General features: G+C 49.1%; 11 protein-coding genes. 3 read left to right on the plus strand and 8 right to left on the minus strand.

The genetic code is table 11. The features are described from left to right. Nucleotides 1-77 precede the first annotated feature (77 nt). The 6 genes from dnaJ to lepA form a co-directional block, all read right to left on the minus strand. Nucleotides 78-1,199 carry a molecular chaperone DnaJ gene (gene dnaJ / locus GIW82_RS02980; protein ID WP_154748422.1) on the minus strand — a complete coding sequence of 374 codons (1,122 nt, stop codon included), beginning with the start codon at nucleotides 1,197-1,199 and terminating at the stop codon, nucleotides 78-80. A 161-nt stretch (nucleotides 1,200-1,360) separates the two neighbouring features. Next, entirely contained in the window at nucleotides 1,361-3,193 is a 1,833-nt protein-coding gene (dnaK, locus tag GIW82_RS02985; protein WP_154748423.1) for a molecular chaperone DnaK, read from the minus strand. 30 nt (nucleotides 3,194-3,223) lie between these two features. Next, nucleotides 3,224-3,802: a nucleotide exchange factor GrpE gene (grpE, locus tag GIW82_RS02990; RefSeq protein WP_255475123.1), complete on the minus strand. Its 579-nt coding sequence runs from the start codon at nucleotides 3,800-3,802 to the stop codon at nucleotides 3,224-3,226. Nucleotides 3,803-3,821: 19 nt separating this feature from the next. Further along, on the minus strand, nucleotides 3,822-4,853 hold the full coding sequence (gene hrcA / locus GIW82_RS02995; RefSeq protein ID WP_154748424.1) for a heat-inducible transcriptional repressor HrcA: 1,032 nt from the start codon (nucleotides 4,851-4,853) through the stop codon (nucleotides 3,822-3,824). A gap of 105 nt (nucleotides 4,854-4,958) precedes the next feature. Next, nucleotides 4,959-6,101: a radical SAM family heme chaperone HemW gene (gene hemW / locus GIW82_RS03000; RefSeq protein ID WP_154748425.1), complete on the minus strand. Its 1,143-nt coding sequence runs from the start codon at nucleotides 6,099-6,101 to the stop codon at nucleotides 4,959-4,961. Between the two features lie 61 nt (nucleotides 6,102-6,162). Next, a complete protein-coding gene (gene lepA, locus GIW82_RS03005) occupies nucleotides 6,163-7,992 on the minus strand; it encodes a translation elongation factor 4 (RefSeq protein ID WP_154748426.1) in 1,830 nt (609 codons plus the stop codon). A 219-nt stretch (nucleotides 7,993-8,211) separates the two neighbouring features. On the opposite strand from lepA, the gene rpsT reads away from it, so the two are divergent. Beyond that, nucleotides 8,212-8,463, plus strand: coding sequence for a 30S ribosomal protein S20 (gene rpsT / locus GIW82_RS03010; RefSeq protein ID WP_154748427.1), 252 nt, complete (start codon nucleotides 8,212-8,214; stop codon nucleotides 8,461-8,463). Nucleotides 8,464-8,521: 58 nt separating this feature from the next. Here the strand turns inward: rpsT and holA are convergent, their stop codons facing one another. After that, nucleotides 8,522-9,547, minus strand: coding sequence for a DNA polymerase III subunit delta (holA, locus tag GIW82_RS03015; protein ID WP_154748428.1), 1,026 nt, complete (start codon nucleotides 9,545-9,547; stop codon nucleotides 8,522-8,524). A gap of 158 nt (nucleotides 9,548-9,705) precedes the next feature. Here holA and GIW82_RS03020 point away from each other — a divergent pair, with 158 nt between their 5' ends. Together GIW82_RS03020 and GIW82_RS03025 are read left to right on the plus strand one after the other, a co-directional pair. After that, a complete protein-coding gene (locus tag GIW82_RS03020) occupies nucleotides 9,706-9,837 on the plus strand; it encodes a YqzM family protein (RefSeq protein WP_154748429.1) in 132 nt (43 codons plus the stop codon). Between the two features lie 331 nt (nucleotides 9,838-10,168). After that, entirely contained in the window at nucleotides 10,169-11,485 is a 1,317-nt protein-coding gene (locus GIW82_RS03025; RefSeq protein WP_154748430.1) for a hemolysin family protein, read from the plus strand. Nucleotides 11,486-11,554: 69 nt separating this feature from the next. On the opposite strand, the gene GIW82_RS03030 is transcribed toward GIW82_RS03025, so the two are convergent. Continuing rightward, nucleotides 11,555-12,484 carry a sulfurtransferase gene (locus tag GIW82_RS03030; protein ID WP_154748431.1) on the minus strand — a complete coding sequence of 310 codons (930 nt, stop codon included), beginning with the start codon at nucleotides 12,482-12,484 and terminating at the stop codon, nucleotides 11,555-11,557. Between the last annotated feature and the right edge of the window lie 2 nt (nucleotides 12,485-12,486).

Here is a 12,486-nt window from a genome sequence, read left to right on the forward strand (position 1 = left end):
AGCTCCTTTTTCACTTTGACAGACAGCGAGGTTTCTTCGCGCTTGTGAAGAAACCTCTGCTGTTTTCAGTATTCGGTTCATTCACCTTTGATGGTACGTTTGATCTTCTCGAACATCGAGCTTCCTTGCTCATCCGGAATGTCCCCGGAAACCTCTGCGAATTCACGCAGCAATTGCTTCTGTTTTTCGTTCAGCTTCGATGGTGTGTTCACCTGGACGGTGATGTGCTGATCACCCGTTCCGTAGCCGTGCACGTTCTTGACCCCTTTGCCACGTAGACGGAATTTCGCTCCGCTCTGTGTGCCTGCTGGTATCTTCAGCTTCACTTTCCCTGAAACGGTCGGCACTTCCACTTCATCGCCGAGAGCAGCTTGCGGGAATGTGATCGTCAATGTCAGGTAGATATCGTCGCCATCACGCTGGAATTGCTTGTGCGGTCTGACGCGGAAGACGACGTAAAGGTCCCCTGGAGGTCCTCCGTTGACGCCTGGTCCACCTTGGCCGGTCACGCGCAATTGCTGGCCGTCATCGACACCTGCTGGAATCGTGACTTTGATCTTCTTATTCTTGACAACTTTTCCGCGGCCGCTACATGTCGTACATTTCTCTTCGATGATTTGTCCGGACCCTGAACAATGCGGACAAGCACGACGGTTGACCATGCGGCCGAAAGGCGTGTCCTGTGCAACGTTCTGTTCGCCGGAACCTTGACAGTGCGGACATGTTTTCGTTTTCGTGCCAGGTTTTGCACCCGAGCCGTCACATGTGCCACATTCCTCTTCTTTTTGAAGGGAAATCTCTTCTTCTTTTCCGAATACTGCATCCATGAAATCGATCGGCATGCTGTACTGCAGATCGTCCCCTTTGCGCGGTGCATTCGGGTCGCGGCGGCGTCCGCCGCCTCCAAAGAAGGAGCTGAAAATATCATCGAAACCGAAGCCATCTGCTCCCCCGCCGCCGAAACCGCCAAAGCCTTGGTTCGGGTCTTGGTGACCGAATTGGTCATACTGCTCGCGCTTCTGCTCATCGCTCAATACTTCATAAGCTTCTGTCACTTCCTGGAACTTGTCGGAAGCGTCCGCTTCTTTGTTTAGATCCGGGTGATACATCTTTGATAATTTACGGTAGGCTTTCTTGATTTCTTCTTTAGAGGCAGTCTTGGAAACACCAAGCACCTCGTAGTAATCTCTTTTATTCATATGTCACTCTCCTAATACAATCACCTGTTATTGTACACGCTTTGAATTGCACAGTCTAGGCGAAGAGCTGAGCGCCGTAGTATGGATGACGAGCATCACCGCCTAGGTCTGGGCAAAGAAAAAGTCAAAGCAGATTGCGTTGCTTTGACTTTTCCCGGGTCTTACTTATCTTTATCGTCGTTCACTTCTTCGAATTCTGCATCCATGACGCCATCGTCGCCTTGAGCTGCTCCTTCTCCACCTTCCGCTGCTTGTTGAGCCGCTGCTGCTTGCTCGTAAGCTTTCATTGCAAGGCCTTGTAGAAGTTCATTCAATTTGTCCTTCTTCTCACGGATGTTGTCGAAGTCATCAGATTCGAGTGCTTCTTTCAACTCATCTCGAGCTGCTTCCGCTTGTTTCTTCTCTTCGTCTGTTACAACTTCTCCAAGGTCTTCGATTGTTTTATCGACTTGGAAGACCATTTGGTCCGCTTCGTTGCGTAGCTCAACTTCTTCTTTACGTTTCGCATCCGCTTCAGCGTTCTCTTCCGCTTCTTTCACCATGCGGTCGATTTCCTCATCCGTCAATGAAGTGTTCGACTGGATCGTGATCGTCTGCTCTTTTTGTGTGCCAAGATCTTTCGCCTTAACACTAACAATACCGTTCTTATCGATGTCGAATGTCACTTCGATTTGTGGAACGCCGCGTGGTGCTGGTGGAATATCCGCCAATTGGAAGCGACCAAGCGTTTTGTTGTGTGCTGACATCGGGCGTTCCCCTTGAAGAACGTGGATGTCCACTGCTGGTTGGTTGTCAGCTGCTGTAGAGAATGTTTGTGATTTCGATGTCGGGATCGTCGTGTTGCGCTCGATCAATTTTGTGAACACGCCGCCCATCGTTTCGATTCCAAGTGATAGTGGCGTTACGTCTAGAAGAACAACGTCTTTCACGTCACCAGTCAGGACGCCACCTTGTACAGCTGCACCCATCGCTACTACTTCATCCGGGTTCACACCGCGGTGTGGGTCTTTGCCAGTTTCTTTACGCACTGCTTCTTGGACAGCAGGGATGCGCGTTGAACCACCGACAAGAATGACGCGATCCAGTTCAGATGGTGCAATGCCAGCATCTTTCAATGCCTGGCGAGTCGGTCCCATTGTGCGCTCGACGAGTGACGAAGTCAAGTCGTCGAATTTCGCGCGCGTCAATGTCAATTCCAAGTGCAATGGCCCAGCTTCTCCAGCTGTGATGAACGGAAGCGAGATTTGCGTCGATGTCACGCCGGACAAATCTTTCTTCGCTTTTTCAGCTGCATCTTTCAAGCGTTGTGTCGCCATTTTGTCTTTTGACAAGTCGATGCCGTTCTCTTTTTTGAATTCCTGTACAAGGTGGTCGATGATGACATCATCAAAGTCGTCTCCGCCCAGACGGTTGTCGCCAGCAGTCGATTTCACTTCGAAGACGCCGTCGCCAAGCTCAAGGATCGACACGTCGAACGTACCGCCTCCAAGGTCATATACAAGGATTGTTTCATCCGTTTCCGTTTTGTCGAGACCGTAAGCAAGAGCTGCTGCAGTCGGCTCGTTGATGATGCGTTCAACTTCAAGACCTGCGATGCGGCCAGCGTCTTTCGTTGCTTGGCGCTCTGCATCGTTGAAGTATGCTGGAACTGTGATGACCGCTTTCGTCACTTTTTCGCCAAGGTAGTCTTCAGCGAAGCCTTTCAGATACTGAAGGATCATTGCCGAAACTTCCTGTGGTGTATAGTCTTTGCCTTCAGCGCTCACAGTTTCCTGTGTACCCATGATACGTTTGACCGATTGGATCGTGTTCGGGTTTGTGATCGATTGACGCTTCGCGACTTCCCCGACTTGGCGTTCGCCGTTCTTGAATGCAACGACTGAAGGTGTCGTACGGTTTCCTTCCGGGTTTGGAATGATCTTCGGCTCTCCGCCTTCAAGTACTGCTACTGCTGAGTTCGTTGTTCCTAAGTCAATACCGATAATTTTGCTCATGTTCAATTCCTCCAATGTCTTCTTTTCAGATTATTCGTTTACACTAACCATGGATGGTCTCAAAACTCTGCCTTTTAAGGTATACCCTTTTTGCAATTCCTTTAACACGACGCCGGAATCTTTGCCTTCTTCCTGCTCCTGCATGACGGCTTGGTGGAAGTTCGGGTCGAACGGCTCGCCGACTGCCTTTACTTCTTCCAATCCTTCACGCTGCACAGCATCCACTAAGGAATTCCGGACCATTTCAAGGCCCTTCAGGAGAGACGCGGATTCTTCACTTGTCGTCTCGACAGCAAGTGCACGGTCGAAGTTATCCAATACCGGCAGCAAGTCCGTCAACAAAGATTGTGCACGGAACTTCTCCGCATCCTGCCGATCTTTCACTGCACGGCGCTTGTAGTTATCGAAGTCCGCCATAAGGCGCAAGTATTTGTTCTGCTCCGCCTCAAGCTGTTCGCGAAGTTCTTCGGTTTCATCGGCTTCTGCTGCTTCGACAGGGACTTCTTCCGTCTCCACATCTGCAGTTTCCGGTTGTTCCACTTCCGCTTGTTCTGCAGCTTCAGGTGTTTCCATCTCTTCTGTCGGCTGCTCTTCTTTTTCATTGAACAAATCAAGTTCCTCCTTTAGTTCACTTCCCGTGGATCATGCGCGTCAATTGTTTCGATAAATCGCCGCTCAATGTATCCAAAATGGTGACGATTCGCTTGTAATCCATCCGTTTCGGTCCGACGATCGCGATAGAACCGCTTTGTTCGTTCCCGACGTCGTAGGAAACCGTTACAATCGAACAGTCTTCCATTGCCGCTAGGCTGTTCTCCGACCCGATACGGATCTGGATTCCCGGCCCGCCTGCCGAAAGGATCGCTGGCAATAATTTAGATCCTTCAAATACTCCCATCAAATCCCGGATTTTATGCAGATCGTGAAAATCCGGCTGATTCAGGATGTTCAGTTTACCGCCGTAGAAGACATTATTGTCATTCGACACGACGACCGCCTTCTGCAAGGAAGCGAAGAGTTCCGTGTACCGGTCTATATGCTGCCGGAACACGGCCAACACTTCCTCTTCCAGCCGGAACTGCAGGTCGCTGAGTGCGACCCCAGAAAGCCTGTCGTTCAAAATGTTGATCATTCGCTCGATATTGGACGGATCGAGGCCTTGCGGGATATCGAAAATGCGCTTCTCGACATGTCCCGTTTCAGTCACGATCAATGCCAATGCCGAGTCCGCAGTGAGTGGAACGATCGACAGACGCCGGATGGTATGTTTCCCGATATCCGGCCCAAGCAGGACTGCTGTGTAATTTGTCAATTCCGACAAGATCATTGCCGAACGCCGGATTACTTCTTCCGTCTCCGACAGCCGTGTATCGAAAATCGATCGCAGCTGTTCGATGTCTTCAAGAGGAAGCGCTCGCGGCGTCAGCATGTTGTCCACATAGAAACGATAGCCTTTTTCAGATGGCACCCGGCCAGACGACGTATGCGTCTTCTCGAGAAAGCCCATCCCTTCCAGCTCGGCCATTTCGTTGCGGATCGTGGCTGAACTATATGGGAGCTCGGATTTTTTAGAAAGTTGGCTTGATCCGACCGGCTGCGCTGACTGAATAAAATCATCCACCGTTACACTCAAAATGAGCAATTGCCGTTCTGTTAACATGATCATCACCTCTTTTAGCACTCCTATAGGTTGAGTGCTAAAACTATATTTCTAAATTAACAAATTCACTTTCGGTTGTCAACGGATGTCCCTCGATCTAGTTAATTAAGATCCAAGGAGGAACTTCTCGAACACTTCGTTGCCGACAAAACGTCCTTGTCTCGTCAGTTTCGCGTGATCCGCTTCAATGACCAAGTTACCTTTCGCCTGCTCTTCTGCAAGGATCGTTCCATATACTTCTTCGATGTTACGTTCGAACTTCTCGGTGAAGTGGCTCAGTGAAACTCCAGCCGTCTTACGGAGTCCGAGGAACATCTCCTCTTCCATCTGTTCGGAAAGTGGTACGCGATGTTCGTTCAAAACCGGACGCACATGCGCATCAAGTGGTTCCATGTACTTCTTCAATGGGCCCGCGTTCGAATAACGGATGCCGTCCACATAGCCATGGGCTCCTGCTCCCACGCCGATATACGATTCGTTATCCCAGTAGATCAAGTTATGGCGCGACTCATAGCCAGGAAGCGCGAAGTTGGAAATCTCATACTGCTTGCGCCCGCGCTTGTTCATCTCTTCCATCAAGACGTTGTACATGTCCGCTTCCAGTTCTTCCGTCACGGTCTGTAGCTTCCCTTTGGACATCAAGTTGTAGAACACGGTTTTCGGCTCGATGATCAGCGAATAAGCCGAAAAGTGCGGCAAATCGAATGCGTATGCCTTCCCGAGCGTGTCTGTCCATTGTTCCATCGTCTGGCCAGGGAGTCCGTACATCAAGTCAAAGCTGATATTGTCAAATCCGATGGCACGTGCATCGTTGACAGCGCGTGCGATGTCTTCAGGCGCATGCGTCCGCCCGATTCGTTTCAATAGCTCCGCATCGAACGTCTGAACGCCCATGCTGAGACGGTTGACACCAGCGTCGAACAACACTTGCATCTTCTCTTTCGTCAATTCATCCGGATTCGCTTCCGAAGACCATTCGACACCTTCCGCCATCGGTACATATTGATGGATCAATGACGTCAGCCGCACCAGCTGTTTAGGCTCCAAGGAAGTCGGCGTCCCTCCACCAAGGAAAATCGTCTTGACCGGCTCATCGAGTGCTCCGTTCCTTTTCCAAAGTGCCAACTCCTTGCCGAGCGATTCGATGTACGCATCGACAGGCTGGTCTTTGAAGAAGAATTTATTGAAATCACAGTAATTACAGATCTGGTGGCAGAATGGGATATGAATATACAATCCTTTAACCATGTTATTCCTTCTTTCTAAAAAGAAAAGGAGGCTCAGTTGCTGGCCTCCTTTTTTTGATTACTTATTTATTATCTTCATCCATTTTCAGTACAGCCATAAACGCTTCTTGCGGGACTTCGACGGATCCGACTTGCTTCATCCGCTTCTTCCCTTCCTTTTGCTTGTCCAATAGTTTCCGTTTACGGGAAATGTCCCCGCCGTAACACTTGGACAGGACGTTCTTACGGATTGCGGAAATGGTCTGACGCGCAACGATTTTCTGTCCGATTGCGGCCTGGATCGGTACTTCGAATTGCTGACGCGGAATAAGCGTCTTCAATTTGTCGACGATCGCTTTGCCGCGTTCGTATGAGAAATCACGGTGGACGATAAAGCTCAAGGCATCCACTTTTTCTGCATTCAGCAAGATGTCCATCTTCACAAGTTTGGACTCCTTATAGCCGATCAGTTCGTAATCAAACGAAGCATAGCCTTTCGTACCTGATTTCAGCTGATCGAAGAAATCATAGACGATCTCAGCAAGCGGCAATTCATAAATGATCGACACACGCGTTGAATCGATGTAATCCATCGTCATGAAGTTCCCGCGTTTGCGCTGGCAGATTTCCATGACCGCGCCGACATAATCGTTCGGGACCATGATCGTCGCCTTGACGTAAGGCTCTTCGACACGATCGATTTTCTGCGGATCTGGCATCATTGCCGGATTGTCGACCTTAAGCAGCTCACCGTCCGTCATATGGACATCATAGATAACGCTCGGTGCTGTCGTGATCAAGTCGATGTTGAATTCACGCTCGATGCGCTCCTGGATGATTTCCATGTGAAGCAGTCCAAGGAATCCGCAACGGTAACCGAAGCCGAGCGCTTGTGAAGATTCCGGCTCGAATTGAAGCGCGGCATCGTTCAGCTCAAGCTTCTCCAGTGCGTCACGAAGGTCGTTATATTTCGAGGTGTCGATTGGATATAGTCCGCAATACACCATCGGGTTCAATCTCCGGTAACCTGGCAGCGCTTCAGCAGCCGGGTTATTCGCTAGTGTGATCGTGTCACCGACCGTCGAATCACCGACGTCTTTCATCGATGCGGTGATGAAGCCTACATCGCCGACTGTCAATTCTTCACGCTTCACGGATTGCGGCATGAACACGCCTGCCTCCAGCACATCGAATTCCTTGCCATTCGCCATCATGCGGATGCGGTCTCCAGGACGCACGGTTCCTTCAATAATCCGCACATACGCGATAACACCGCGGTACGGATCGTAAAGCGAATCGAAAATCAACGCTTTGAGTGGTGCTTCCGGATCTCCTGTCGGTGCCGGTACTTTCTCGACGATCTGCTCGAGGATCTCCTCGATGCCTATGCCCGCTTTTGCGGAAGCAAGAACCGCTTCCGATGCATCGAGACCGATGACATCTTCCACTTCTTGGCGCACGCGCTCAGGGTCCGCTGCCGGCAAATCGATTTTGTTGATGACCGGAAGGATCTCCAAGTCGTTGTCCAATGCCAAATAGACGTTCGCGAGCGTCTGCGCCTCGATCCCTTGAGCAGCGTCGACGACAAGAATCGCGCCTTCACAAGCTGCAAGACTCCGCGAAACTTCATATGTAAAGTCGACGTGTCCAGGTGTATCGATCAAGTGCATGATATACGTCTCGCCGTCGCGTGCTGTATAATTCAGCTGGACCGCGTTCAATTTAATGGTAATGCCACGCTCACGTTCTAAATCCATGGAATCGAGCAATTGGGCTTTCATTTCCCGTGCAGTCAGGGCTTGAGTTCTTTCCAAGATGCGGTCGGCCAACGTCGATTTCCCGTGGTCGATGTGCGCGATGATGGAAAAATTCCGGATTTTTGTTTGCCGGTTCTTTCTTTCTTCTTGATTCATGGTCCACACTCCTATATAAACTACTTTGAATTATAGCAGTGTAACTGCCATCAAGCAATGAAACACTGTCAGAAAGAAGATGGTGTCAAGGGAAACTTCTTTGCACGTTTTCTATTGCAATCCTCTCTTGCATTTGATAAAATAACTCTTGTTGTATAGAGACATACAGTGTAGGAGGCTTCTTTGCCTCTGTTCCTAATTGTCTAGGAGGTGAAATTCATGCCAAACATTAAATCTGCAATCAAACGCGTTGCTACTAACGAAACTAAAAACTCGCTAAACGCTCCTAAAAAAGCAGCTATGCGTACAGCTGTCAAACGAGCAGAAGAAGCAGTTGCTAATAACAGCGAAAACGCTAACGATTCTGTGAAAGCAGCAATCAAAGCAGTTGAGAAAGCAGCTTCTAAAGGTCTTATCCACAAGAATACTGCTGCTCGCAAAAAATCAAGCTTGATGAAAAAACAAGCATAATTAAAAAGGAACTGCCCGAATCCGTGTGAGCGGATACCGGTAGTTCCTTTTTTATTGTTCAGTGGCTTGTCGCTCCGTGACGCTGCATCAGGAACAATTCCAGGATGCGTTCACGGCTGCCGCTTTGCGTCTTCAATTGAATATCCACCGTCGCAAGATCCGACAGCACTTGCAGCAAGCGCTGCTCCGGAATCCGATTGCGCTTCTCGACAAGCAGTTTGACCCTGTATGGATGGGCTTTCAGCTGCTTTGAAATCTGCTGGGCATGATAGCCCTTCTTCTGCAAATAGAAGACGTGGATCATGAAACGGATTTGCGAAGCGAGCAGTGCAGCGAGCGCGACCGGCTCCTGCTTCTGCTGGATCAAGTCGCGGTAGACGCGGAGCGCTCCCCCTGCATTGCCGTCCAAGTATAATTGCAGCATCTTGAATGCATCCTGCTCAAGCGTTCGAGATGTCATCTCCTCAACAAGAGACCGGTCGATCTCCTCCTGTTCGGAACCGACATATAGCGCCATCTTCTCCAGTTCCGATGCAAGGAGCGTCAAATCGGTCCCCGCAATTTCGATCAGCTGACTAGCAGCTCCCGGGCCGAATTGCTTCCCGTGGCTTCTCGCTTCACTCTCGAGCCACACTTCCAGATCATTCACTTGAAGCGCCTTCGCTTCGATGACCACCGCGTGCTCTTTCATCAGCTTCGTCACTTTTTTCCGTTCATCCAACTTCTCGTAAGGTGCGACGAAAATCGTTACAGAAGTGGACGACGGATTTTTCAGCCACGCCTCGAGACTTTTCAGATCATGATTGATCTTTTCTTTGCCGCGCTCAGCGGCTTTCAGGAACGATGCATTCTTCGCGACGATCAATTTTCGGTCGCTGAAGAAAGGAATCGTGTCCGCCTCGTCGATGACGTGATCGACCGGCACCTCGTCCAGATCGAATTGGGATAGTTCCAGCTCCCCTTCCGAAAGTTTCGCTTTTAATCGATCGATCGTTTGTTTAATAAAATAGCTTTCATCTCCGACGATTACGTAGACCGGATCAATTTGTCCCTTTTCAATCGACTTCCAGATGGATGTAATCATATCTATTCCCTCCTGCTCCCTCTACTATACAAGATTTTAAGCTCTTGTGGTATTTGTCCGTTTTGTGACGCAGACGGATTTCAACGTAAGAAATGCAGTTCCATCTAGATTTATTGGGCTTGTTCGCTTATAATTATAATCAATTAGGAGGGGTAAACATGAATGAATTTGAGCATAATGTACAATCTAAACGCAACGACGCGATCGACGCAGGAGTTGGATTCGTTGTTTCCTTCGTATTCTTCGCAGCAATTTTCACGATTGCGACAGTAATCGACTTAGTTGCTTAATCCACCTACAAGAAGAACCGCCCCAAAAGGTCATGCAATATGACTTTTCGGGGCGGTTCTTTTTCTTTTAGCGTGAAGCTTGAGATATTGGTATAAGCGATTGGCTGACCTGCATTGTGGAGCCCCTTCGAGAATAGGATCGTATAGAATTTTATGGACACTTCATCTCACTTTTTTACTCATCAAATCAGAACCACAGCGGAGCGGCTGCATATGCGGCACCACTCACACAGAAAAACACCTTTTCGCTTCCTGACCCATGACCCGTTTATGCTATAATTATTTTAACCATTAAGAAAGCAGAGGTGAACCTCCACACCGGAGGAACCATTTGGACAGTATACTCATCATTCATTTATTCATGGTTGTCCTACTAATCGCACTGACCGCGCTTTTTGTCGGATCGGAATTCTCGATCATCAAAGTCCGCATGTCCAGGATCGATCAATTGATCAGCGAAGGCAACAAAACCGCCCTCAACACGAAAAAAATAACCGATAACCTGGATTATTATCTATCCGCCTGTCAGCTCGGCATCACAATCACAGCACTTGGCCTCGGCTGGTTCGGGGAACCGACCGTCGAGAAGCTGTTGCATCCGGTTTTCGAGAACTTCGGCATCCACAATCCGGCAGCTTCGATCTTGTCGTTCGCGATCGCCTTTTCTCTCGTGACGTTTCTTCATGTCGTGATCGGAGAACTTGCACCGAAAACGTTGGCGATTCAATATGCCGAAAAAATGGCAATGGCATTCACACCTGCCCTCCTGTTTTTCGGCAAAGTTTTCGCTCCGTTCATCTGGCTGATGAATGGTTCGGCACGTCTGTTGTTAAAAATGTTCGGTATAGAACCTTCAGCGCATGAACAAGCGCACTCAGAAGAAGAACTGAAGATCATCATGGCGGAAAGTTTCCAGAGCGGTGAAATCAACCTGACTGAGTTATCTTATATGCAAAACATCTTTTCATTCGATGAACGGACAGCAAAAGACGTCATGGTCCCGCGTACACAAATGAAAATAGTGTCGCTCGAGATGGACAATGATGAATTGCTTGAGATGATCTCCGAGCAGCACACACGCCTCCCAGTGACGGAAAACGGTGACCGCGACCATATCCTCGGTTTTGTTAATGTGAAGGAAATGCTGACGCGTTATACGACCGAGGATGACTTAAAGAATAGCATGATAGTCCACGAACTGCCTTTTGTTCATGAGACGGCGTCGTTGCAAAATGTACTCGTTACGCTGCAAAAAGAAAGTGTTCCGATGGCGATTGTCGTCGATGAGTACGGCGGGACGGAAGGTCTCATCACAGTCGAAGATATTTTAGAAGAGATTGTCGGGGAGATTCGTGATGAATTTGATACGGATGAGCAAGATGAAATCGTGAAAGTTGATGACAATAATTACCGCCTGAGTGGTCGTGTCCTTCTTGAAGAGCTGGAAGAGCGATTCAAGCTCGAGTTCGACGATAGTGAAGACATCGATACAATCGGTGGTTGGATTCAGACGAAGAACATTGAAATCAATGAAGGCGAATTCGTTCGTATGCCGCATCACAAAGTGACGGTGCTTGAAATGGAGAATCACCAGATTATTACTGTCTTACTGACAAAACGTGACGACCGGGAGATCATTACGGAATAACACACACCAAAACAAAATGCGTACGACAATGGAGTCAATCCCATTGCCGTACGCATTTTTCGTTTTAGCCTACTTCTTTTCGAGGAGTGATTTTTCGTATTCGTATTTCTTCATCAGCATTTCGCCGCTATGTCCTTCTTGAATGAGCTTCGCCAAGATTTCTTTTGCTTGACCGTCGACGCTCTGCTCTGTCGGGCGGTCAAATTCTACGATGTTCTCTTCCGATTCGATCCAGTCCGAGAAGCTTCCTGAATAAAGACGTAATTGTTCATGTCCGGACTCCGCCAAGACCGCGTACAAAGCGGCGGCCGTGACACCGCTCCCACAATAAACGATTGTCGGTTCCGTATCATTGACAACAGTGGTCAAATCAATATCATTCAAGAATCGTCCATTTTCGACTGCTTGTGTCCAGTCATAATTGTGCGCACCTGGAATTCTACCGGCTACTTTGTCGATCGGCTCACTGAACCCTGCATAGCGCTCAGCAGAACGGGCATCGAGTAAGACACCAAACTCTTCACCGCTGACGACACGTCTCACCGTTTCCTGATCGGCATGGATTGAATCATCGAATGACGGTTCGACTGTAGTACGGCTAAATGATGGCACTTCATCCGTCACCGCAATGCCAGCGCTCTTCAGCGCATCAAAGCCGAGTCGGCTGATGTAGACTCTTTCAAAACCTGCATACTTCAAGATCCACCAAGCACGTGCTGCAAACGGCTCGCCGCCTCCGTCATATATGACGATGTGGTCGCTCTTATTCAGCCCGCTCCGCTGTAGTAAATCCGTAATCGCTTCACGGGGAGGCAGCGGATGCCGCCCACCAGTTCCAGCTGCCATATCGGATAAATCACGCTCGAGGTCCCAGTGAACAGCACCTTCGATATGTTCCTGTTCGTACAGTTCCTGCCCAGCTTTCGGGTTGCTCAAATCAAACCGTGCATCGATCCAGCGTGACTCTTTTGTCTCAATCGTCTCAATAAACACTTGCATGC

The sequence above is a fragment of the Planomicrobium sp. YIM 101495 genome (assembly GCF_009707665.1).
Classification (GTDB): domain Bacteria; phylum Bacillota; class Bacilli; order Bacillales_A; family Planococcaceae; genus Planococcus.